17 protein-coding genes and 7 pseudogenes are annotated in these 23,505 nt (G+C 36.1%); all 24 read left to right on the forward strand.

Annotated elements, in window-relative coordinates; genetic code table 11:
- The first annotated feature begins 515 nt into the window (after positions 1–515).
- The 24 genes and pseudogenes from H1D32_RS15155 to trpA all read left to right on the forward strand — a co-directional run bounded on the left by H1D32_RS15155 (position 516) and on the right by trpA (position 23,430).
- Positions 516–776 carry a stage VI sporulation protein F gene (locus tag H1D32_RS15155; RefSeq protein WP_396126208.1) on the forward strand — a complete coding sequence of 87 codons (261 nt, stop codon included), beginning with the start codon at positions 516–518 and terminating at the stop codon, positions 774–776.
- 381 nt (positions 777–1,157) lie between these two features.
- Positions 1,158–1,355 carry a DUF2768 domain-containing protein gene (locus tag H1D32_RS15160; protein ID WP_261179119.1) on the forward strand — a complete coding sequence of 66 codons (198 nt, stop codon included), beginning with the start codon at positions 1,158–1,160 and terminating at the stop codon, positions 1,353–1,355.
- Positions 1,356–1,380: 25 nt separating this feature from the next.
- Positions 1,381–2,088 (forward strand): hypothetical protein, encoded by a 708-nt coding sequence (locus H1D32_RS15165; RefSeq protein WP_261179121.1) that lies wholly within the window; start codon positions 1,381–1,383, stop codon positions 2,086–2,088.
- Between the two features lie 359 nt (positions 2,089–2,447).
- A pseudogene (spoIVA, locus tag H1D32_RS15170) lies at positions 2,448–3,924 on the forward strand (stage IV sporulation protein A).
- Positions 3,925–4,616: 692 nt separating this feature from the next.
- On the forward strand, positions 4,617–4,889 hold the full coding sequence (locus H1D32_RS15175) for an HU family DNA-binding protein (protein WP_071308989.1): 273 nt from the start codon (positions 4,617–4,619) through the stop codon (positions 4,887–4,889).
- 310 nt (positions 4,890–5,199) lie between these two features.
- Positions 5,200–5,775 (forward strand): GTP cyclohydrolase I FolE, encoded by a 576-nt coding sequence (gene folE / locus H1D32_RS15180; protein WP_261179277.1) that lies wholly within the window; start codon positions 5,200–5,202, stop codon positions 5,773–5,775.
- A gap of 255 nt (positions 5,776–6,030) precedes the next feature.
- Entirely contained in the window at positions 6,031–6,249 is a 219-nt protein-coding gene (mtrB, locus tag H1D32_RS15185; RefSeq protein WP_261179122.1) for a trp RNA-binding attenuation protein MtrB, read from the forward strand.
- A gap of 215 nt (positions 6,250–6,464) precedes the next feature.
- Positions 6,465–7,288: pseudogene (locus H1D32_RS15190) on the forward strand (heptaprenyl diphosphate synthase component 1).
- A gap of 3 nt (positions 7,289–7,291) precedes the next feature.
- Positions 7,292–7,984: pseudogene (locus H1D32_RS15195) on the forward strand (demethylmenaquinone methyltransferase).
- Between the two features lie 53 nt (positions 7,985–8,037).
- Positions 8,038–8,870 (forward strand): annotated as a pseudogene (locus tag H1D32_RS25460) (UbiA-like polyprenyltransferase).
- Positions 8,867–9,466, forward strand: a complete 600-nt coding sequence (locus H1D32_RS15210; protein WP_261179124.1) for a UbiX family flavin prenyltransferase — start codon at positions 8,867–8,869, stop codon at positions 9,464–9,466. Before H1D32_RS25460 ends, H1D32_RS15210 begins: the two are co-directional and overlap by 4 nt.
- 3 nt (positions 9,467–9,469) lie before the next feature.
- Entirely contained in the window at positions 9,470–10,324 is an 855-nt protein-coding gene (locus H1D32_RS15215; protein ID WP_261179125.1) for a menaquinone biosynthesis protein, read from the forward strand.
- Between the two features lie 15 nt (positions 10,325–10,339).
- On the forward strand, positions 10,340–11,311 hold the full coding sequence (gene hepT / locus H1D32_RS15220; protein WP_261179127.1) for a heptaprenyl diphosphate synthase component II: 972 nt from the start codon (positions 10,340–10,342) through the stop codon (positions 11,309–11,311).
- A gap of 290 nt (positions 11,312–11,601) precedes the next feature.
- Positions 11,602–12,044, forward strand: a pseudogene (gene ndk / locus H1D32_RS15225) (nucleoside-diphosphate kinase).
- Between the two features lie 298 nt (positions 12,045–12,342).
- The gene (locus tag H1D32_RS15230) at positions 12,343–13,119 is read left to right on the forward strand and encodes a CheR family methyltransferase (protein WP_261179129.1); all 777 of its coding nucleotides are present in this window, start codon (positions 12,343–12,345) and stop codon (positions 13,117–13,119) included.
- A 1,268-nt stretch (positions 13,120–14,387) separates the two neighbouring features.
- A complete protein-coding gene (aroC, locus tag H1D32_RS15235; RefSeq protein WP_261179130.1) occupies positions 14,388–15,563 on the forward strand; it encodes a chorismate synthase in 1,176 nt (391 codons plus the stop codon).
- Positions 15,563–16,656, forward strand: a pseudogene (gene aroB, locus H1D32_RS15240) (3-dehydroquinate synthase). Before aroC ends, aroB begins: the two are co-directional and overlap by 1 nt.
- Positions 16,657–16,746: 90 nt before the next feature.
- Positions 16,747–17,130: a chorismate mutase gene (aroH, locus tag H1D32_RS15245; RefSeq protein WP_261179131.1), complete on the forward strand. Its 384-nt coding sequence runs from the start codon at positions 16,747–16,749 to the stop codon at positions 17,128–17,130.
- A 399-nt stretch (positions 17,131–17,529) separates the two neighbouring features.
- Positions 17,530–19,044, forward strand: a complete 1,515-nt coding sequence (gene trpE, locus H1D32_RS15250; protein ID WP_261179133.1) for an anthranilate synthase component I — start codon at positions 17,530–17,532, stop codon at positions 19,042–19,044.
- A complete protein-coding gene (gene trpD / locus H1D32_RS15255) occupies positions 19,037–20,059 on the forward strand; it encodes an anthranilate phosphoribosyltransferase (protein WP_261179134.1) in 1,023 nt (340 codons plus the stop codon). The genes trpE and trpD overlap by 8 nt, the downstream gene beginning before the upstream one ends.
- A complete protein-coding gene (gene trpC / locus H1D32_RS15260; RefSeq protein ID WP_261179135.1) occupies positions 20,053–20,823 on the forward strand; it encodes an indole-3-glycerol phosphate synthase TrpC in 771 nt (256 codons plus the stop codon). Before trpD ends, trpC begins: the two co-directional genes overlap by 7 nt.
- Entirely contained in the window at positions 20,807–21,439 is a 633-nt protein-coding gene (locus H1D32_RS15265; protein WP_261179136.1) for a phosphoribosylanthranilate isomerase, read from the forward strand. The genes trpC and H1D32_RS15265 overlap by 17 nt, the downstream gene beginning before the upstream one ends.
- On the forward strand, positions 21,436–22,635 hold the full coding sequence (gene trpB / locus H1D32_RS15270) for a tryptophan synthase subunit beta (protein WP_261179137.1): 1,200 nt from the start codon (positions 21,436–21,438) through the stop codon (positions 22,633–22,635). The genes H1D32_RS15265 and trpB overlap by 4 nt, the downstream gene beginning before the upstream one ends.
- Positions 22,628–23,430: pseudogene (gene trpA / locus H1D32_RS15275) on the forward strand (tryptophan synthase subunit alpha). Before trpB ends, trpA begins: the two are co-directional and overlap by 8 nt.
- Positions 23,431–23,505 lie beyond the last annotated feature (75 nt).

Genomic DNA, 23,505 nt, shown 5'->3' on the forward strand with positions numbered 1-23,505 from the left:
AAAAGCACTACGCTTTTTCCTAGGGCGCCTTGTGCTTTTCTTATTATTACGCTCTTTTCTAAAGGTTCTTTTCGTAAACATTGTGGCTTTTTAACGTAAAATAATTGGAAAAATTCCTTATGATGAAGATATCACTCAATAAATTTAGTAAGAAAAGAGCGCTACTTGCTAAATAAGTTGTGAAATCTTAGTATTTTTGTGTAAAAATCCGACTTTTGGGATTTTTACGAAAGCAACAAACTTTGCGAAAACAGCCTATCTAAAAGATAGTTGCTATTAGCTTTTAGGTCGTAACCAATTGAATGCTTGGTTCTTCACGCTTTGCGTGAAGCTTTTGAGAATAAATAAGCCATTGGGACAAATAAATTTGTCCTAAAAAGCTTATTTATTCTTAATAGACGACCTAAAAGCAACAAAGTTTACGAAAAAAGCCTATTATAAATACAATAGTTTTTCACAATAGCCCCCCTCCCGCATATGATATGTTGAAACTTACTTTTAGGGAGGACATCACTGTGGGAAACAACAACAACTTCTTTGATAACTTGGAAAAGAAAACAAACGTAAAACAACAGGATATCTTTAATTTGGCAAATTCAGTTAGCGGTGCTAACTTTAAGGATGAACAAACAGTACGTAACCTGATTCAACAAGTAGCGAAATTAGCAAATAGATCGGTCCCAAAAGAAAAAGAGGATGAACTTGTTAAGACAATTGTAAATAATAACATGCCAGTAGATTTCGCATCTCTTGCAAAAATGTTTGGGAAAAAATAGTGAATTTCTAGGCTAGTGCTATCTACGCTTTAATTTACATTTGCATATACTGAAACGGAACCAACATTAACAAGGGCTCTTTTTAGGGAATTAGTATTTAGCTAGCTAACTTAAGGAAATGCCCCTTCTTACGTTAGTCAATAGTAGTCCTTAAAACCTCATGTATAGGCTGCGTAGTCTAATAATTGTTAGTTGGATACAACGAAAATGCTTCATTTTTATGGTTGCTCAAGTAGAGTGACCATTTTTTTTCGTTTTTGTGAAAGTAATATATTAATACCGTGGAGGTGTTATTAATGTAAAGTGGATTTATTTTGTGCTATAATAATCCGGCAATTGTCTTATTGCTAATTCTATTATATAAATAAATGGAGGATAACTATGACTGAAGGGTTGTTAAAAATGTGGGTTTCGTTTATAGCTATGGGTTTAATGTTTTTTGCTGTTTTTGGTTCAGTTTTTGCTAGAAAAAAATTATCAGGTATTTTCCAGAAAATAGTATTAGGAATAGCTTTTATATGTATCGTTTTTGCGGGCATTATTATTTTATTACTAGTCGTAAATGTTCCTACCGTCTAAAAAACTGGATAATGAGGTTGATTGTATGAAGAGGTTATTACCGATTACTTTTTTGTTATTATTATTGACAGGATGTCTTTATCCAGATGAGAAAAAAGTAGAAAATCAAATTCCCTATGAAGATCAAATCCTTTCTGTCCAACATGCGATTGTTCAGTTTAGACTTGATAATCAAGCGTTACCTGTTCATTATAAGGAAACAGAACCAAATAGTTTTCAAAGGTACTTAGTAGATTTCCAAAAACTCGTACCAAGATATTTACAGCAACCACCAGGTAATTCCTTTGAAAGTGGTGGGGTTTATCAATATGTCTTGGTTGACGTTGAAGAAAATCCCCAAGTTAAGCTTATTGACTTAACAATGACAAGGGCAATCCAAGAGTTTCAGAGGACTGTTAATGACTACCGAAGAAAACACCGGTTTGCCCCAGTTCAAGAAGTCATTGCCAATGGAGTGTTTTTGGTCGATCACGAAAAAATTAGGTTAAAAGAACCGCCAACTGTGAAAAGTCCATTCCATCCTGACCACCGTCTCCCGCTATATATCGATGGAGCTGGCCAAGTAATTGTAGATTATACAATTGATTTAAACTATGCTTTAAGTAAATTTGAGCATAACTTTAAACCAGGGGATGATATTCGTGGGCTGCTAGTAGAGCATTTTCCGTTTGTTCCAGCTTACTCTGTTCCATATACGATTTTTGAAGGTAACGCTATCTTTATTGAAAGTTAATTTTAAATATTTTTAAATAAATAGTTATATAAAGCCTCTCTCCACATATATATACAAAAAGGAAGGGGCTTTTTTGTGTTCACTTTTAAGATACATAAAGCCAAACTCTATGAAAAATTAATATAAATGAGTAGGTGATGAGTGTAAAAACATGAAAAAGTTTACCAAATTGAACTTAATCTAATAACTTTTGGAAACTAGTGTCATATTTGTTGGACAACATCATAAGTATATAATGTCCGAGATTAGAACAACGGCAATTGGAAGCTTCCACGATTAATTGATGTACTAATAGATTAAGCAACATTCCTAATATCGTGGATGAAATAATTTAAACAAATGATTCGGGAGGGGATCACGTGGAAAAAGTTGATATCTTTAAAGATATCGCTGAAAGAACGGGTGGCGATATTTATTTAGGAGTGGTGGGCTCCGTTAGAACGGGTAAGTCGACTTTATTAAAAAGTTTATGGAACTAGTGGTCATTCCAAATATTGAGAATGAATCTGAAAAAGCTAGAGCGAAAGATGAATTACCACAAAGTGCTGCTGGTAAACAAATTATGACGACAGAGCCAAAGTTTGTCCCAAATCACGCTGCGACAATTCATGTTGATGAAGGTCTAGATGTAAATATTCGCCTCGTTGATTGTGTGGGCTATACAGTCCCAGGAGCAACGGGATATGAAGATGAAAATGGACCTCGAATGATTAGTACTCCTTGGTATGAAGAGCCAATTCCATTCCAAGAAGCAGCTGAAATTGGAACGAGAAAAGTATTCAAGAGCATTCAACATTAGGTGTTGTGATTACTACTGATGGTTCAATTGGTGAAATACCACGCTCAAACTACATTGAGTCTGAGGAAAGAGTTATTAATGAGTTAAAGGAAGTAGGAAAACCGTTTATCGTTATTATTAACTCAGTACGCCCGCAACATCCTGATACGGAAGCTCTCCGACAATCACTCATGGAAAAACATGATGTACCGGTTATAGCTTTAAGTGTTGAAAGTATGAATGAGCAAGATATTAATAGTGTTCTCCGTGAAGTGTTGTTTGAATTCCCTGTTCACGAAGTAAACGTTAACCTTCCTAGCTGGGTAATGGTGTTAAAAGAAGAACACTGGTTACGACAAAACTATGAGGAAGCTGTACGTGACACTGTTAAGGATATCAAGCGTCTTCGTGATGTAGACCGTGTGGTAGGTTTATTCGGTGAATTTGAGTTCATTGATCACGCTGGCTTAGCTGGCATTGAAATGGGCCTAGGAGTTGCTGAAATCGACTTATACGCTCCAGACGATCTATATGACCAAATCTTAAAAGAAGTCGTAGGCGTCGAAATAAGAGGGAAAGATCACCTCTTACAGTTAATGCAAGATTTTGCACATGCGAAATCGGAATACGATCAAGTAGCAGAAGCCTTAAAGATGGTTAAGCAAACAGGCTATGGTATTGCTGCACCAACAATTAGCGATATGAGTTTAGATGAACCGGAAATTATTCGCCAAGGCTCTAGATTTGGAGTACGTTTAAAAGCTGTTGCTCCTTCAATTCACATGATCAAAGTTGATGTCGAATCAGAGTTTGCACCTATCATAGGTACTGAAAAGCAAAGTGAAGAGCTTGTAAGGTATCTAATGCAAGATTTCGAAGACAACCCATTATCAATTTGGAACTCTGATATCTTTGGACGTTCATTAAATTCAATCGTGCGTGAAGGCATTCAAGCAAAATTATCACTGATGCCAGAAAATGCGCGATATAAGCTAAAAGAAACCTTAGAAAGAATTATTAATGAAGGCTCAGGCGGTTTAATTGCCATCATTTTATAGTTGTTCACAATAAAGCAAAAAACTCTCTTAGGGAGTTTTTTGCTTTATTTTTGTTTATGGTATTTTTCGTTATCTGTGGGGCTTTTTCTTCTGTATGGAACCGCTCATGGAATTCAATCTTGAGATGAAAGCTGAGTTTATAAAGTTGTTAAAGAAGTGTGTTTTGCAAGGGAATGTAAGATTTAAGTATCAAAGAGCGGAACGTGGAATTAGTGAGAAGCAGGGTGGTTTCGGTAATCGGGTTGGAACACAAATCAGTAAGAAACTATAAAAATATGTTCCAATAGTGGTGGTTGGAACCAAAACCAGTAAGAACTATAAAATTTATGTTCCAAAAGAGTTGAATTGAAGATCAATCAGTTAAGAAGTAGTCACTATTGAATGGCGAAGAATTAGTAGAAGTGAGATAATGACAAAATACTACGAAAAAACATAAAATTATATATTATTTGCTAATGTTTGGCAGATATGATAAAATTCCCTAAACTGTAATAAAATTCTTAAGGGATTTGATGAAAATTTAGGGAAAAAAGTCTTAAAAATGCAAAGAATTGATGAAAACATATTGAATTATTGCTGATGATCGTTTAATATAAGGCTTGTTATTCAAGTATTTCCGTAAAACAAGTATAAAATTTGTGAAAATGTGCAAGAAATTGAATAACGTGAAATTTTGGGAGGAGGTGAATTCCATGAACAAAACAGAATTAATTAATGCGGTTGCTGAGAAGTCAAGTCTTTCTAAGAAAGACGCAACTAATGCAGTTGATGCTGTATTCGAAGCAATTACTGACTCTCTTCAAAGTGGGGATAAAGTACAACTTATCGGATTCGGTAACTTTGAGGTGCGTGAGCGCGCGGCTCGTAAAGGACGTAACCCTCAAACAGGTGAAGAAATTGAAATCGCTGCTAGCAAAGTACCAGCATTCAAACCTGGTAAAGCCCTTAAGGATGCAGTAAAATAATCTCATACATATGGGGCAAGAAGAGATGTGCAAACATCTCTTCTTTTTTTTTTCGTTATCTTTCGTAAACTTTGGCTATTTTAAGAATGTAAGGAATGTCTTACTTATGTATTTGAATGATAATGTTAGGCGAGACTCATAAAGTAATTGCTGTAAAATTTTCACCAGTAATAATAAATGTTTCTGAAGTTAGTAAAGAAATACAATCTGGGTATCCTATTAGCGAAGAATATCCAATTTTTTAATTGCTTTGGTAATGTTTGCTATGCTATGCTTTTTTTTATACGAAGTTTTGTATTGACTGGAGGATATTTGTTTTGAAAAATTTGATCACAAAAAAATTGAAGAAGCGATTGTCATGATCCTAGAAGCGATTGGAGAAGATCCTAGCAGAGAAGGATTATTGGATACACCTAAACGAGTAGCAAAAATGTATGAAGAAGTTTTTCAAGGGTTACAACAAGATCCTAAAGAACATTTTGCTACAGTATTTAGTGAAGATCATGAAGAGTTAGTTCTTGTTAAAGATATTCCATTCTATTCAATGTGTGAACACCATCTGGTTCCTTTTTTTGGTAAAGCTCACGTTGGTTATATTCCTAAAGGGGGAAAGGTAACTGGTTTAAGTAAATTAGCTAGAGCCGTTGAAGCAGTTGCCAAGCGCCCACAACTACAAGAAAGAATTACGTCAACGGTTGCTGATGCAATGGTTGAAACCTTGCAACCACTTGGTGTCATAGTTGTCGTAGAAGCTGAGCATATGTGCATGACAATGCGTGGAGTTAAGAAGCCAGGCTCATCAACAGTGACTTCTGCAGTCCGTGGAGCATTTGCTAACAATCCAGCTGCGCGGGCAGAAGTGTTATCATTAATTAATGCAAGATAAAACTATTGCGAATGATAAGCAATTTTCATTCTACATTTTCTTTTCAATAAATGGATAACTTAATGTAGAGGTGATCTTAATGAGAAATAATACGAAAACTCAACTTTTAAGTTGGATCATTCCAATGGTAATCATTTTAATCGGGGTTTATGTAGCGTACATAATGATCATGTAGTACCTTATTGACAATCATTTATCCTTAGGTAATAGTAAAGAGAGACTTTAATTAACGGCGGTTACAGGGGGAGGATTACGATGACAAGTAATGATGATTTTATTGTTATTAAAGCAAAAGAAAACGGCGTCAATGTTATCGGCTTAACTAGGGGTTCAGACACACGGTTTCACCATTCAGAGAAATTAGATAAAGGTGAGGTTATGATCGCCCAATTTACAGACCATACTTCTGCTATAAAAATTCGAGGCAAAGCAATCATCCAAACGAAACACGGTGAAGTTGAGACTGATAGCTAAAAAGCAGGGCGAAGCCTGCTTTTTTATCATTTATTGTCAAACCAAGTTTTTCTAATTCAAATGTCGCACTTTAACCTTCTTTTAATATTATGTTATACTAGTAATGTTCTTTTTACACTTGAGAAAGTATAACTTCAAGTATGGTGATTTTTATTTAGATCTACTCATGATGTAATTTGCAGGGGAAAATTGTTTTGTTTTCTGGGGGACTTAAGATGATTTTGATTAATTATATAAACGAAGAAATAAAACAAATAAAAGAACGGTTTTACGAACGGATTAAGCATCCTTATATTAATAAGTTTATCGAAGACCCTAATTTAGATGAGGACCGTTTATTTCTTCTTTATTCGATGCTTGAAGAACAAAAGCTTGCTAAGAAAAGTTTAAATGAATATATTATTACGACTCTTCTTGTTCAAGCGGCATTAGATACTCATGAAACAGTATCAACGTCAAGTGTTAGTTCAGATAGAGTGAAAAAAGAACGGCAGTTATCAGTATTAGCGGGAGATTACTACAGTAGTCTTTATTATTTTTGCTCGCAAAAATTAATGATATAACAATGATCCGCTTGTTAGCTAATTCTATTCAAGAAATTAACGAGTCAAAGATGAGTTTTTACAAAAGTACTCATGGAAACATATCACAATCAATCGAAGATATAAAGATTATTGAATCGTCGCTTATTCAAAAAATTGCTGACCATTTTAAATTACCAAATTGGAAGGCTATCGCTAGTGAGTTTTTCTTTTTTAAGCGGTTGATGACTGACAGAGAATCTCTCTTGCAAGGTAAAGATGTCCCATTAATTAATATGATTGTTAATGGTAACAGTTCAAGCTTCTTAAAGTTAACCGAAGAAGCAAGGTTGAAACACTGCTTAGAAATGTGTGATAAATATGTTTATCTTTCAAAAAGTAAGCTACATTCGTTATGTAAGCAAGCGTCTCCATTAAATTCATTTATTTTAGTGAGAATGGATCAAATGCTTATTGAGGCTGATCTTTTAAAAGAAAAAGTTGCGGAAGAAGGTTAGAAAATGGCGCAATCAAAAGAGCAAAAAGTACATCAAGTTTTGAGACCATTTATAAAAAGTACGATACGATGAACTCGATTATAAGTTTTCAACGTCATATTGCTTGGCGTAAAGATACGATGAAACGAATGAATGTTCAAAAAGGAAATAAAGCATTAGATGTGTGTTGTGGAACTGCGGATTGGACGATTGCTTTAGGACAAGCTGTAGGGGAAGAAGGCAAGGTCTACGGCCTAGATTTTAGTAAAAATATGCTTTCTGTAGGAAAAGAAAAAGTGCGAACAATACCTCAATCGAACTTATTCACGGAAATGCAATGGAATTACCTTTTCCTGATAACCAGTTTGATTTTGTTACGATTGGTTTTGGATTAAGAAATGTACCAGATTATATGCAGGTGCTGAGGGAAATGCATCGTGTCTTAAAACCTGGTGGGAAAGTTGTTTGTTTAGAAACCTCACAACCTACTTCTTTTGGTTTTAAACAACTGTACAATTTTTACTTCAAAAACGTAATGCCGTTATTTGGTAAATTGTTTGCGAAGAGTTATGAGGAGTATTCTTGGCTGCAGGAGTCAACGATGTCCTTTCCAAATAAAGAAAAACTAGCAGAGATGTTTAAAGAAGCAGGATTTAAAGATATTCAAATCAATCTTATTCAGGCGGAGTTGCTGCCATGCATCTTGGAGTGAAATAACGAGATAGACTGGAGAGCGGACTGTGATTAGAAAAATAAAAATTATACTTGAGATGATAAAGTTCGAACATACGATTTTTGCATTACCGTTTGCATTTTTAGGGGCAGTGTTAGGAAGTCTATTGATTAACAATACATGGCCAACAGCCTCTCAATGGATTTGGATTACGTTGGCTATGGTTGGAGCTAGAAGCGCTGCCATGGCCTTAAATCGTGTCATTGATGCGAAGATTGATAGAGCCAACCCAAGAACAAAAGACCGTGCAATACCAGCAGGGCTAATTTCCACTTTTGAATCAGCCATTTTTATTATTGTTTCTTTTGCCTTACTTTTTTATTCAGCATACCAGTTAAATATGTTAGCAGTATATTTATTACCACTAGCTGTTTTCTTTTAGTTATTTACTCATATACGAAACGTTTTACATGGGCGTGTCATTTGGTATTAGGAATTACGATAGGACTAGCTCCCTTAGGTGGTTGGGTAGGTGCAACTGGAACGTTAACAATTGATGCACTCATTTTATTTCTAGGTGTAGCCTTATGGACAGCAGGATTTGATGTCATCTATGCAACACAAGATGCAGATTACGATAAAAAAGTGAAATTGTATTCCATTCCAAGTCACTTTGGAATAGCAAAAGCATTGATCATAGCAAAAGGCATTCATATTTTAAGTTTTATTTCTCTTATTAGTCTGTTTTTTATTTCACCACTAGGGTGGGTTTATTTAATAGGAGTTTTGATTTCAGGAGCTATCATGGTTTATGAACACTCTTTGGTAAAACCGCATGATCTCTCGAAGGTAAATGTTGCCTTCTTTACAATGAACGGTATTTTAAGTGTGGTTATGCTAGTCTTCACGATTGGAGATTTAATTCTATGATATCAACAGAGAAGATTTTTACAGTAGGAATTACGGGGGCTAGCGGTGCAATTTATGGTGTAAGACTTGTTCAAGAACTATTAAAAGCCGATTATAAAGTTCATTTAATTGTTACTGAAGCAGGATGGCAGGTATTTAAAGAAGAACTTCTTTTAGAGACCAGTGATCGTCAAAAACTCTTAAACGAACTTTTTCCTCATGCTGTAGGAAAGCTTCATTATCATACATTACGTGATTTTACAGCACCAATAGCTAGTGGTTCTTATCGTAATGAAGGAATGGTCATTATTCCTTGCTCGATGGGGACCTTGTCAGGTATTGCGAATGGGGCTTCTGGGAACCTCTTAGAGCGAACTGCAGATGTAATGCTAAAAGAAAGTAGAAAACTTATTCTTGTTCCTAGAGAAACCCCATTTAATCAGATTCATCTTGAAAACATGCTAAAAGTTTCTAAGGTAGGAGGAAAGCTCATTCCAGCTATGCCAGGTTTTTATCAGCTACCTAAGTCAATGGATGATCTAATTAATTTTGTAGTTGGTAAGGTACTAGATAATATCGGTGTTGATCATCAACTCTTTACCCGATGGGGGGATTAACTTATGGGTTTAGTTATTGGAGAAATTTCCTATACAAACATGCTTCCACTTTATTATTATTTGGATCGGGATTATTTAAATCGTATTGGATGCATGTTCATTCCACAAATACCCGCGCAGTTGAATGAGGCTATGTCAAAAGGGGCCATAGATGTTGGGGGGATATCTTCGTTTTCTTACGGTGAACATGTAGATCAGTATACTCTCTTACCTAATTTGTCTGTATCTGCACCCAAAAATGTTGGATCTATCTTTCTTTTCTCTAAGGTACCAATTACCCAATTGGACGGAAAAAAAGTAGCATTAACATCAAGTTCAGCTACATCTGTAAATTTATTGAAAATCATATTGCAAACATTTTATCAGATGGATGTAAGTTATACGGTGATGAAGCCTGATTTTAATGAAATGTTAAAAGACCATGATGCTTGTTTGTTAATTGGCGATGATGCAATTGTAACATTATGGGGATTGTCACCTGATTTCCATCGTTATGATTTAGGGCAAATTTGGTATGAACATACCAAATTACCGATGACATTTGCTGTTTTAGCTGTTCGTAATGAGATCTTGGAAAGAGAAAATGAAAGAATCAGTATTTTATATGATGGATTTATGACAAGTAAGAATAAATGTCTTGAAAACAATTATTCAGAAATGATTTCCTCAATCAGGAAAGACTTAAGTGGTTCAAAAACATATTGGGAAAATTATTTTCAAGGTTTGAACCATGACTTAACTGACAAACATATTGAGGGGCTTTATCTTTTTTATGATAAAGCAACAGAGTTAGGGTTGCTTAAGAAAGTTAACAAAATATCATTATGGAGTGCATTAGATCATTGTCATTCCATTTAATTTAAGGTGGAAAGCATGAAGTTAACAGATATATATTGGCATTTACGCTCAGATATAGCAAAAATTGAAAAAGAATTAGAGGCGACAATTGATGCTAAGCATCCCATCTTGAAGAAAGCCTCGGCTCATTTACTAAAGGCTGGAGGCAAGCGAATTAGGCCAGTATTTGTTTTGCTTGCTGCTAAATTTGGTAACTATGATATTGAAAAAATTAAGCAAGTTGCTGTACCGTTAGAACTGATTCATATGGCTTCCCTTGTTCATGATGATGTAATTGATGATGCTGATTTACGTAGAGGTAAGAAAACGATTAAATCTAAATGGGATAATCGTGTGGCTATGTATACAGGTGATTATATTTTTGCAAGAGCCATTGAAATGGCAACAAACTGTGAGAAACCAGAAGTTCACCAAATATTATCAGATGCGATGGTAGAAATGTGTATTGGGGAAGTAGAACAAATACGAGACCAATATAATTGGAATCAAAACTTCCGATTGTATTTACGCAGAATAAAGCGAAAAACTGCACTTCTTATTGCAGTAAGTTGTAGGTTAGGTGGATTAGCTGCTGATGCACCAAGAGATGTACAACTTAGCTTGTATCGCTTCGGCTACAATGTTGGAATGGCCTTTCAAATTACCGATGATATCTTAGACTTTATCGCTACAGAAAAAGAACTAGGAAAGCCTGCTGGCAGTGATTTACAACAGGGGAATGTAACTTTACCAGCCTTATATAGTATGTGTCACAATCTGAAGTTACGTCAGCAGATCGTTAGCTTGATTAATAGTGAGAGTGCTGATAAAAAAGTGATGAGTGAGATTATTGAAGGGATTAAAGCGACTGGTGGAGTTGACCATTCGTTTGAGATCAGTGATCGTTATTTAAATAAAGCATTTAAAGAACTTGAAAAGCTTCCTGATATCCCTGCTAAAGAATCCTTCTATCAAATAGCTAAGTATATTGGAACAAGAAAGTATTAAAAAAAATAATCAAATCCACTTATAAAAATGGAACTTTTAGGCAAATACTTTAGAGTGTTTGCTTTTCTATTGGGCTGTTTTCGTAAATTTTGTTTGCTTTTAGAAAAGAGCGTTCTATTTTCATAAATCTATCATTCATAAAATTTATTTTTGTGAATTAACAACACGGATACTATTTTTATTAATATTGAATAAGTTTAGAATATTTGTTATAATTTTCAGTGTTGGTTTGCTATTTCTTGCCGAAATATCCAACAAATAGATACATAATTGAGAGTGAGGTTATTTTAATGGAAAGAACATATTTAATGGTAAAGCCAGATGGTGTACAAAGAACTTGGTAGGAGAAATCGTATCTCGTTTTGAGAAAAAAGGCTTTCAATTAGTAGGTGCAAAATTGTTAACGGTTACAAAGGAAATGGCAGAAACTCATTATGCTGAGCATAAAGAACGTCCATTTTTCGGGGAACTTGTTGATTTCATTACTTCAGGTCCAGTATTTGCTATGGTATGGGAAGGTGAAAACGTTATTAGTATCGCTCGTCAAATGATGGGTGCGACAAATCCTAAGGATGCTCTTCCTGGAACAATTCGTGGAGATTATGCTGCAAAATTAAGCATGAATGTTATTCATGGTTCCGATTCACTTGAAAGTGCTACTCGTGAGATTGGCATCTTCTTTAAAGAAGAAGAACTAAATAATTATGAAAAAACGATTGGTACATGGGTATAATATAGAATTTATTTAGAAGGCTAGGCATTGTTGCTTAGCCTTTTTATATTGTGTTTTTAGTAAGATAGGGAATTGAATTTATGATGATGTCTAGTACAAGCACCATCTGCTCCTGTGGTTAATCTTTGTAAAAGTAGTTGTTAATCGTTACTAATGATGATCTACCGGATGTTTCCTCTATTAGATCTAGTATTTTCAAAGCGATGGTAACAAGGAATAAGAAAAAGACTATCTAGTAACAAAATGAAGAATATGTTATAAAGAAAGAAAAAGCTAACTGATTTAAGGGGAAAAATTAATGGATGATTATCAGGGTTTTATCTTAAATGTAAAAAGTAAGACTGGCATCGATTTGTCATTATATAAAGAAGCACAAATGAAGCGGAGATTAAGTTCTTTAAGAGACAAACGTGGGTTTAATGATTTTTTAAGTTATTTTCAAGCAATGATTAGAAGTCAAGAATTATTTGATGAATTTCTTGAAAGGATGACGATTAACGTTTCAGAATTTTATCGGAATCCAATACGGTGGGAAGTACTTGAGAGAAAAGTGCTACCACGTCTCTTACAATCGAATAGACGATTGAGGGTCTGGAGTGCAGCATGTTCTACAGGGGAAGAGCCCTACACGTTAGCGATGATTTTGAATAAGCAAGGGGTTGCGGATAATACTACAATTATTGCAACAGATATAGATCGATCTATTTTGGATCGAGCCAGGGCTGGTATTTATACAGATCGTTCTATGAAAGATGTACCGAAAGAAATGCTTGCAAAGTACTTTTTAAATGATGGCATGGGCTTCCGAGTCAAAGATGAGATAAAGAACATGATAACTTTTAAACAAGGGAACTTATTAGCTGATAAATTTGAGCAGAACTTTGATCTCATCATTTGCCGAAACGTGATGATTTATTTTACTGAGGAAGCAAAAGACGAACTTTACCACAAATTTAGTCGAGCATTGCGTCCGGGTGGAACTCTTTTCGTAGGAAGTACAGAACAAATCTTTAACCCAGGTGAATATGGATTTGAAAACGAGGATACTTTTTTTTATCGAAAGCCCTTTTCGTAAACTTTGTTGCTATTTAATTGTTGAATGGCAAGTTAGAAAAGATACCCGCCTAACTTGATGTAATGGCCTAATGAAAAAAACAATTTATGAGAGAACAGGCTTATCGAAAAACCTGAAAAGATAGTAACAGGTTCCGTTTCCTATCACAAACATTAAAAATTCAGATCAAAATGAGTGCAAATTTACACTTGAAATTGGCACTCATTTTTTATTGGTGTAAAGCCATTTGAGTGGGAATAACATTAAATTTTGTATAGTGAAATGCACACCAGAATGTAGGGGTACACTGGCTGTTGTACCCCTACAATTTTAGCCTCAAGTTGATACAATTTATCTTACAAAAATTTTAAAAATAACCGGAGATTTTCCGGTTAAATTGCAAATAGAGTTCGGTTCAGGGGAAATAAGCGGAGATTTTCCGGTTAAGCAAAGCAAAATCACCCATTTTCACGTTTTTTGAGTAAATAGTCGGAATTATTCCTACTATTTAAGCTATTTTTAGTGCTATTTTTTAAATAAGGGAAATTTCTCCGCTTATTTATGAACCCCTGCCAATTCCCTCAACTGGTTCCGTTCTTTTATGGTTGGGGAAGGAGCAAAGGATGGGGCGGTTCTTCAACAGGCACCCAAAAAAAGCTCAGAATAGTAAACTGAGCCTTTTTTCAAGAACCTACAAATTGTGCTACATTTTCGATTGCATTTTCGGGTTTTGCGACAGGAAACGGAACCCGTTAAAAAGATAGTTGCTTCTTTTTTTACAAAATAATACTTGATTTAAATCAAGTGCAACACATAAGTATATATACATACTCAAAAGGTTGATCTAATGATTTACCTTTTGTTTAATTTAGGCTGTTTCCGTAAACTTTGTTGCTTTCGTAAAATCCCAAAAGCCGGATTTTTACTCATGAACACTAAGATTTCACTATTTATTTAGTAAGCATTGCTCTTTTCTTACTTATTTTAATGGGTGAATTCTTCAACTAAGGGATTTATCTAATTATCTTTGGATAAATAGCAACAAGTTTTTTGTGCGACGAGTAACCGCAGGAGCAATGTTTACGAAAAGAGCCTTTAGATAAGAGCGTTAATTTAATAAGTCCAAAGCTAGAAGAGTGTTATGCAGGACAGTTGTGCATTTTTTATTGGAGGAAATTATGAAAAAAGCTTGCAAAATGAAAAAGTTTTTGTAAAAGTAAGACAAAAGAAGTAAACCATGATATAATTTAGCACATAAAAGCGCTAAAGAAATTAGGAGGAACCAAGAAATGAGATATTTAACTGCTGGTGAGTCACATGGCCCACAATTAACGACAATAATAGAAGGGGTTCCTGCCCACTTAAATTTAGTACAAGAGGATGTTAATGTAGATTTAGCTAGACGCCAAAAGGGACATGGTCGTGGCAGACGAATGCAAATTGAAAAGGACCAAGTGAAGATCACAAGTGGTGTCCGACACGGTAAAACCACAGGTGCACCGATAACTTTGATTGTTGAAAACGATGATTGGAAGCATTGGACGACGATCATGGGAATTGAACCATTAGATGATACCATGACAGAAGAGGACGTCAAACGAAAAATAACACGACCTCGTCCTGGCCACGCCGACTTGGTTGGCGCTATGAAATACAATCATCGTGATATGCGGAATGTCTTGGAAAGATCTTCTGCTAGAGAAACAACGGTTAGAGTTGCTGCAGGCGCAGTCGCTAAAAAGATATTAGCTACTTTTGGAATTAAAGTAGGTAGTCATGTACTAGAAATTGGCGGAGTTAAAGCAGAAACTACACACTATGAATCAATTGAAGAACTCCAAGAGAAAACGGAAAATTCTCCGGTTCGTTGCTTAGATCCCATTGCTGAACAAAAAATGATGGTAGCGATTGACCAAGCGAAAAAAGATGGCGATTCTATCGGAGGAATTGTTGAGGTTGTGATCGAAGGGGTACCAGCTGGCTTAGGGAGCTATGTACAGTATGATAAGAAATTAGATGCAAAAATTGCTGGTGCTGTTATGGGAATTAACGCCTTTAAAGGTGTAGAGGTAGGAATTGGATTCGAAGCTGCTAGCAAACCAGGAAGTAAAGTTCACGATGAAATCATCTGGGATCAGGCAACGGGTTATAAACGTCGGACAAATAATTTGGGTGGATTTGAAGGTGGAATGACCACAGGTATGCCAATCGTTGTTCGTGGAGTTATGAAGCCGATTCCAACACTTTATAAGCCGCTCCAAAGTGTTGATATTGAGACGAAAGAAATTTTCGAAGCATCGATTGAACGTTCTGATAGTTGTGCGGTTCCAGCTGCGGCTGTTGTTGCAGAGGCCTGTGTGGCATGGGAAGTTGCAGTAGCCTTATTGGATAAATTCGGAAGTGATTTTATTGATGAAATTAGTGAGAATATTGAGCGTTACAAGGAACGGGTGAGAGACTTTTAATGGAAACCATGGTAATAGAAACTAGTACCAAGCATTATCCATTATATATTGGTGAGAACATTCGCTTTAAACTTGGGAGCCTTTTGGGTAATCTTTTAAAAAATAAGGTAACATCCATTTTAATAATTACCGATGATAAAGTTGCACCATTATATTTAAATGATGTGAAAAAGTCTCTTACTGAGTTTGAGAATGTTTATGAGTATGTCATTCCAAGTGGGGAGGCTTCAAAATCTTTTCAAAACTTCTATGATATTCAAGGGGTTGCCTTGGAAAAAGGGCTTGATCGTCGTTCGCTAATCATTGCTCTAGGTGGTGGAGTTGTTGGTGATTTAGCAGGTTTTGTTGCAGCCACATTTATGAGGGGTATTGCTTTTGTTCAAGTTCCGACGACTTTGCTTGCTCATGATAGCAGTGTTGGTGGAAAAGTTGCCATTAATCATCCCTTAGGGAAAAATATGATTGGTGCTTTTTATCAACCGGAAGCAGTTTTTTATGATACGTCTACATTGCAATCATTGCCAGAGCATGAGTGGCGCTCAGGATTTGCGGAAGTTTTGAAGCATGGATTTATTTGGGATCCTGAGTTCCTTAATTGGTTAAATGATTCTATTAATAGTTTCTCAGAAATTAGAGGTGCTTTGGCCGAACAATTATTAATTAAGTCGATTTCCGTAAAAAAAGCGATTGTTGAAGTAGATGAAACAGAAAAGGAATTCGTGCATTTTTAAATTTTGGCCATACGTTGGGTCATGCAATTGAAGCAAAGCTTGGCTATGGCAACATAACTCATGGTGAAGCAGTCGTAATTGGGATGATATTTGCTTTAAGAGTAAGTGAAGATCATTATAAAATAGATTTAAATGTACCAAGCATTATCAAGTGGTTAAAGAAATATAAATATGATGTATTATTACCTTCTCAATTAGGTGTTAATGAACTAATTGAGGCAATGAAAAAAGATAAAAAGTCAGAAGAGGGTATAGTACGTATGGTGTTATTGAGTGAGATTGGAAAAGTAGAGGTCGTTTCAGTTTCGGAAGAGCGATTAAATGCTATATTAAGCGATTTTTATACTTTAGGTAATGAATGAAAGTTAAACCAAAAGTGTAAGGATCAAGGATCAGGACTTTGCTTTCATAAGCCAAGTTTTTCTAAAATATAGAAACGACGGAGGGGTTTCATGGTTAGAGGAGTGCGTGGTGCGATTACAGTGACCAAAAATGATGAGAAAGAAATCTTGATAGCTACAGAACGACTTTTAAAAGAAATGATTAGTAAAAATCAAATTGAACCTAATGTGGTTGCCCATGTATTTATTACTGTTACAGAAGATTTAAACGCTGCATTTCCTGCTAAAGCCTTACGTTCATTTGCTGATTGGACCTATGTTCCGGTCATGTGCTCACGGGAAATTCCAGTTCAAGACAGTTTGCCTATGTGTATTCGAGTTATGCTTACTGTAAACACTGACGTTGCACAAAATGAAATTAAACATATTTACTTAGAAGAAGCAGTAAATCTAAGGCCGGATTTACAATTGACAGATCATCATCAAGAGGTGTAATATAACCGATAAGAGTTAGTATAGTTTAGAATGTTTAGAATAGTTTAGTTAATTGAGAAGAGTCGAGAAGAGAAGAGAATGAAAATAGTTGAGATGAGCTGAGCAGAGGTATGTTATTTAATTATGCCTATAACTGTACAGTTATAGGCTTTTTTATTTAAGGCGAAGTTGTTGTAAATTGAAAAGCAGGTGTACCGTACTCTTTTTGGGGACACATACTTTAGTTTAATAAGCCAGAGAGCTAGGTTTATCTTACTACTTTCAATGAAGAAACAACAATCAGTGTGTAGAACGTCTTACTTAAATACCCCGTTTTATGTTAAAACATTTTGAAGTTTTAACAACTCACCCTCATAATTCTGTTTCATTTTCTTCACCTAATCATAAGAGGTGAAAAAAATGATAACCCAAACATTAGCACAATTTTTAGACGCTGCTACAAAGTATAAAACAATTCCATTTACTTCCCATTTTTTTGCAGATACTTTAACTCCCATACAAATTTTTCAACAACTTGAAGATGATGCTGTCTTTCTACTAGAAAGTAAAGATGAGCAATCACCTTGGTCAAGGTTTTCTTTTATTGGATTAACACCTAAATTTTATTTAATAGAAAAACAGAAACAATATCAATTTCTTAACGAACGAAAAGAAATCGTTTTTACAACTCCTAGTTTTAAAGAAGCTTTTCAAGATGCGCTTACTTACTTAAAAGTAAAAGAAGCAGAAATTCCGATTCCATTTCGTGGAGGTGCTGTAGGAGCAATTACTTATGATGTTGTAGAAACTATCGAGCCTAAGCTAGATCGTGGTGATGAAAATGAAAAAATGAGCTTTATTTTTTGTGAAACCATTCTTGCATACGATCATCATAAAAAAGAATTATTTTTAATTCATCATGTGAATGTTACCGGTAAAGAAACCCAAGCCCAGCTAAGGAATTGTTATTCCGTTGCCAAAGCAAAGATTGAGTTGCTTATTCAGAAGGTGACTGAAACGAACGTGGTGTCTAAGCTCTATCAGCCTCCACCCGAGGAAGAAGTAACCTTTGACAAGGTTCGTTCTAACTATAAAAAAAGCAAATTTATAAGTGACGTTGAGAGAATTAAAGAGTACATCGGATCTGGGGATGTTTTTCAATGTGTTCTCTCACAACGTTTTGAAATGGATATTACCGTTACTGGAATGGAAATTTATCGTATCTTACGGATGATTAATCCATCACCTTACCTATTTTATTTAAAGCTTAACGATATAGAAATAGTAGGGAGTTCCCCTGAGCGGTTGGTACAAATTCAGGACCAACACATTGAAATTCACCCCATTGCAGGGACTAGAAAACGTGGAAATACAAAAGAAGAAGACGAAGCTCTTGCAGAAGAGCTCTTACAAGATCAAAAAGAACGGGCTGAGCATTATATGCTAGTAGATTTAGCTAGAAATGATATTGGGCGTGTCGCAACATATGGATCAGTAGAAGTTCCAGTTCTAATGGAGGTTGGAAAGTTTTCCCACGTTATGCACATGATCTCAAAAGTCACTGGGCGCCTTCAAAAGGAAGTACACCCAATCGATGCTTTGTTTGCCTCGTTTCCAGCTGGAACGGTTTCAGGTGCCCCAAAAATTAGAGCTATGCAAATATTGCAGGAGCTTGAACCAACTAAACGAGAGTATTATGCTGGGGCTATTGCTTACCTTGGTTTTGATGGCAATATCGACTCTTGTATTGCTATACGAACTTTAGTGATTAAAGGGAACAAAGCCTACCTACAGGCAGGTGCAGGAATTGTTGCTGACTCAGTTCCTGAGATGGAATGGGAAGAAACTCGGAACAAAGCTAAAGCATTACTTAAAGCCATTACTATCGCCGAGACCATGTTTGCTTATGGAAGGGAGGCAGCAAGCAATGTTTAAGTATATCTTAAAGAAATGCTCCGAAGGAAAGACGTTAACTAGGTCTGAGGCGAAAGAAATTATGAATGAAATGATGATGGGGAACGTTGAGAAAGTTCAGATTGCCAGTTTGTTAGCCATGCTACGTCTACGTGGGGAAACGGTTGATGAAATGGTAGGGTTCGCCTTAGCGATGAGGGAACATGGTGTTTTGGTTGAGCATAACGAGCGGAAATTATTGGACACTTGTGGAACTGGAGGAGATGGATTAGCTACATTTAATATTTCCACAGCAACTGCAATTTTACTGTCTGCAAGCAATGTGAAAGTTGCTAAACATGGTAATCGAGCAGTGTCTTCAAAAAGTGGGAGTGCAGATGTTTTAGAACAGTTAAATATTCCAGTTCAATCTTCTCCTCAAGAAGCTATCGAAGCTTTAGAAAAGAAGGGGCTCTGTTTTTTATTTGCCCCACTTTATCACCAATCGATGAAACATGTAGGTGATGTCAGAAAACAACTAGGGTTTAAAACGGTTTTTAATTTATTAGGTCCACTAGTAAATCCTGCTAGAGCAGATCGTCAAATGATTGGTGTATTTAATTCTTCTTATGCGTTAAAAATGGCTGAAACTCTAAGGGAATTAGGAACTGAGCGAGCTTTATTTGTAACTGGTGGCGAAGGGTTAGATGAATGTTCAATATCGTCTTATACAGAGGTTGTTGAACTTGTAAACGGGAAAGTTGTTCGTTACCAAATTACGCCAGAGGAAGTGGGATTAAAACGAGGGGAATTACGAGATCTTCAAGTTTCGAGTGTAGCGGAGAGCGCAGAGTTAATCGAAAAAATCTTCTTAGGAAAAGCCAATATAGCGGCTGAAAATATTGTTGTTTTTAATAGTGCAACGGCACTTTACGTTGCAAGTGAGGTAGAAACGATCAAAGAGGGAGTAGAAAAAGCAAAACAAGTCCTTTCAAGTGGTAGGGGACTAGAGCAATTACGCTTACTGCAAACAAATAAGGGGGCGTTATCATGCTAGACAAAATCGTCGAAGTGAAGAAACAAGAAGTTCTTGATTTGAAATTAAGAGAAAAAGAAGATGTTACTCGATATTCCTTATTTGAAAGGCTAAGTAATCCAAATCGAAGTATAGGACTCATTGCTGAAGTGAAAAAGGCTTCACCTTCAAAAGGGATTATTAAAGAAAATTTTAATCCACTAGAAATAGCTAAACAATATGAGGTAGGTGGTGCTGACGCTTTGTCAGTATTAACCGATCAAAAATTTTTTTTAGGTCATCATTCATTTTTAACGGAGATAAAAAAAGATGTAAATCTTCCACTCCTACGTAAAGACTTTATTATTGACTCGAAGCAAATTGAGGAAAGTGTCCGGATGGGAGCCGATGCAATTTTACTCATTGCAGCAATTTTAGATAGGACTCAATTACATGAATTTTATCAAGAAGCGTATGAAAAAGGACTGGAATGTCTTGTTGAGGTTCACTCTGAAAAAGAGCTTGAAAATGTATTTTCAAAGTTTCAGCCACAGATGCTCGGAATTAATAATCGGAATTTGCAAACGTTTGAGACAAACCTGACCCAAACCATCGAAATAGGTAGACAGTTACCTAAAGATCAGTTTGTAATTAGCGAGAGCGGAATTGTAACCTTGGATGACCTACAACAAGTAAAAGACTATGTAAGGGCAGTCTTAGTTGGAGAGACGTTTATGCGGGCGAAAACTCCCCTAATAGGAATTCAAACGTTATTTGGAGAAGTAGACCATGAAACCTTTGCTTAAATATTGTGGAAATCAAAGTTTTGAAGACATTGTTGTAACAGCTAATAGTCAAGCACAATACTTAGGATTTGTTTTTGCGCCTAGTAAGCGTTGTGTTGACCCTTTAGAAGTACAAGAATGGCTACTTGAACAAAGCGTTACACAAAAGCTTGTAGGAGTTTTTGTAAATTCAACATTACAAGAAATGGAACGTGTGTTGAATTATGTTCCATTAGATGTCATCCAGTGCCATGGCGATGAACCCCCGGATTTTGTGGCACGCATAAAAGAATACTTTCAAATAAACGTTTGGAAAGTCATTCATCACAGTGAGTCAGGTGTAAAAAAGATGAAATCATATCGTCACCTAGTTGACGGGTTCGTTATCGATAGTAAAGTGGAAGGACAAAGAGGTGGGACGGGTATGCCCTTTGAGTGGGAGGCGATTCCACTTTATCAAGAAGAGGCAAGCCTGCAAAATGTCCTATGCTTTATAGCTGGTGGAATAAACGTAAATTCTGTTCGAGACCTTCTACAATATAAGCCCCTAGGAGTAGACCTCTCTAGCGGGATTGAGGTGAATGGAATGAAGTCAGAAAAGGTTAAAAATCAATTTGAAGCGAGGTTATTTCTATGAACTATCAATTTCCCGACGATAACGGGCGCTTTGGCCAATTTGGTGGAAAATTTGTCCCTGAAACCTTAATGTATGCTTTACATGATCTTGAAAAATCATTCAAAGATGCCATAAATGAGGAAAGTTTTGTTTCTGAATATATGAAACAACTGAAACAGTATTCTGGTAGGCCAACGACGTTGACGCTTGCAGAGAATAGTACAAATCATTTCGGTGGCGCAAAAATTTACTTGAAACGTGAAGACTTAAATCATACAGGTGCTCATAAAATCAACAATGCCATTGGGCAAGCTCTCCTCGCAAAACGCATGGGTAAGAAAAAAATTGTCGCTGAAACAGGTGCTGGACAACATGGTGTAGCGGCGGCTACAGTAGCAGCAAAGTTCGGCTTAGAGTGCAAAGTCTTTATGGGTGAGAAAGATATCGAACGACAAGCGTTAAATGTTTTTCGAATGAAGTTATTAGGTGCAGAAGTAATCCCAGTTAGCAGTGGCAGTAAGACGTTAAAAGATGCTACAAATGAAGCAATACGTTATTGGGTTACCCATGTAACAGATACGTTTTATTTAATAGGCTCTGTTGTTGGACCACACCCTTATCCACAAATGGTGAGGGATTTCCAAAGAGTCATTGGTGATGAAGCAAAGGAACAATTTAAACAGGTAGAAGAGAAACTCCCCGATGCAATAATTGCATGTGTCGGTGGGGGAAGTAATGCTATGGGGATTTTTTATCCATTCCTTGAAGACGATGTTACCCTAATCGGGGTAGAAGCGGCAGGAAAAGGTGTGGAGACGAATTTACACGCAGCCACCTTAACGAAGGGGACAAAAGGTGTCATTCATGGATCGTTAACCTATTTATTACAAACGGAAGACGGGCAAATTATTGAACCACATTCTATTTCAGCAGGTCTTGATTACCCTGGGGTAGGTCCTGAGCATGCACACTTAAAAGATATTGGAAGAGTTCAATATGAAAGTGTGACCGATAGTGAAGCTCTTGAGGCGCTGCAATTGTTGTCTCAACTAGAAGGAATTATTCCAGCTATTGAAAGCGCCCATGCAATAGCCTATGCGTTTAAACACGCGCAAGAACTATCGACTGGGCATTCAATCTTGGTTTGTTTATCTGGCAGAGGTGACAAAGATGTACACACGCTAATGGAAACAATAGGGGGAAACGCTAATGGTTAAAAGACGGCTAGAAGAAATTTTGGATAAAACGGAACAATTATTTATTCCATTTATTATGGCCGGAGACCCTTCACCCGAACTAACGATTGAGTTAGCTTTACTGTTGGAAGAAGCCGGTGCCCATATATTAGAGTTGGGTGTCCCTTACTCTGATCCATTAGCAGATGGTCCAGTTATACAACAAGCAGCATTAAGAGCCTTGCAATATCAAATGAATTTAGAAAAAGCGATACATTTAGTTCCAGAGATGAGGGCGCGGGGGTTAACCATTCCTGTTATTTTATTTACGTATTATAATCCAGTCTTGCAATTCGGCGAAGAAAACGTTCTGTTATTAATGGAACAAAACGACCTTGATGGGATCCTCATACCAGATTTACCTTATGAAGAAAGTAGACATTTTAGTGAACTCTGTGATCAAAAAGGATTACCACTTATTTCTTTAGTGGCACCAACGTCGGAGCAGCGAGTAAAAAAAATTGCCAAGGAAGCTAAAGGTTTTTATATTGTGTTTCATCACTTGGGGTCACAGGAGTCCGAAAAGAAATAGGAGCAGAAATATATCAGTTTTTAAATGAGGTAAAAAAACATAGTAAGGTACCTGTGGCTGTAGGATTTGGAATTTCTAACCGTGAACAGATAGAAAATTTAAAACCATACTGTAATGGAATTATTGTTGGTAGTGCGCTTGTAAAAATGATAGAATCAAAAAAGACTGAAATGTTAGACAATAATTTGAAAGAGAAAGCGTTTTCTGAAATAAAAACATTTGTCTATTCACTCATTTCGTCGTAACATGGAAAGAAAAGCTCACCTGACTTGAAAGCCTCGAATAGCAAATGTTCTGACGGGAAAAAGTGTGAACTTTCT

Source organism: Anaerobacillus sp. CMMVII (genome assembly GCF_025377685.1).
Lineage (GTDB): Bacteria > Bacillota > Bacilli > Bacillales > Anaerobacillaceae > Anaerobacillus.

Excerpts from the sequence above, each read along its gene's own strand:
- H1D32_RS15165 (WP_261179121.1), top strand. The coding sequence starts at position 1,381 with ATGAAGAGGTTATTACCGATTACTTTTTTGTTATTATTATTGACAGGA.
- H1D32_RS15210 (WP_261179124.1), top strand. The coding sequence starts at position 8,867 with ATGATATCAACAGAGAAGATTTTTACAGTAGGAATTACGGGGGCTAGC.
- H1D32_RS15230 (WP_261179129.1), top strand. The coding sequence starts at position 12,343 with ATGGATGATTATCAGGGTTTTATCTTAAATGTAAAAAGTAAGACTGGC.
- H1D32_RS15215 (WP_261179125.1), top strand. The coding sequence starts at position 9,470 with ATGGGTTTAGTTATTGGAGAAATTTCCTATACAAACATGCTTCCACTT.
- H1D32_RS15175 (WP_071308989.1), top strand. The coding sequence starts at position 4,617 with ATGAACAAAACAGAATTAATTAATGCGGTTGCTGAGAAGTCAAGTCTT.
- aroH (WP_261179131.1), top strand. The coding sequence starts at position 16,747 with ATGGTTAGAGGAGTGCGTGGTGCGATTACAGTGACCAAAAATGATGAG.
- H1D32_RS15265 (WP_261179136.1), top strand. The coding sequence starts at position 20,807 with ATGAAACCTTTGCTTAAATATTGTGGAAATCAAAGTTTTGAAGACATT.
- mtrB (WP_261179122.1), top strand. The coding sequence starts at position 6,031 with ATGACAAGTAATGATGATTTTATTGTTATTAAAGCAAAAGAAAACGGC.
- H1D32_RS15160 (WP_261179119.1), top strand. The coding sequence starts at position 1,158 with ATGACTGAAGGGTTGTTAAAAATGTGGGTTTCGTTTATAGCTATGGGT.
- trpE (WP_261179133.1), top strand. The coding sequence starts at position 17,530 with ATGATAACCCAAACATTAGCACAATTTTTAGACGCTGCTACAAAGTAT.
- aroC (WP_261179130.1), top strand. The coding sequence starts at position 14,388 with ATGAGATATTTAACTGCTGGTGAGTCACATGGCCCACAATTAACGACA.
- hepT (WP_261179127.1), top strand. The coding sequence starts at position 10,340 with ATGAAGTTAACAGATATATATTGGCATTTACGCTCAGATATAGCAAAA.
- trpD (WP_261179134.1), top strand. The coding sequence starts at position 19,037 with ATGTTTAAGTATATCTTAAAGAAATGCTCCGAAGGAAAGACGTTAACT.
- trpB (WP_261179137.1), top strand. The coding sequence starts at position 21,436 with ATGAACTATCAATTTCCCGACGATAACGGGCGCTTTGGCCAATTTGGT.
- trpC (WP_261179135.1), top strand. The coding sequence starts at position 20,053 with ATGCTAGACAAAATCGTCGAAGTGAAGAAACAAGAAGTTCTTGATTTG.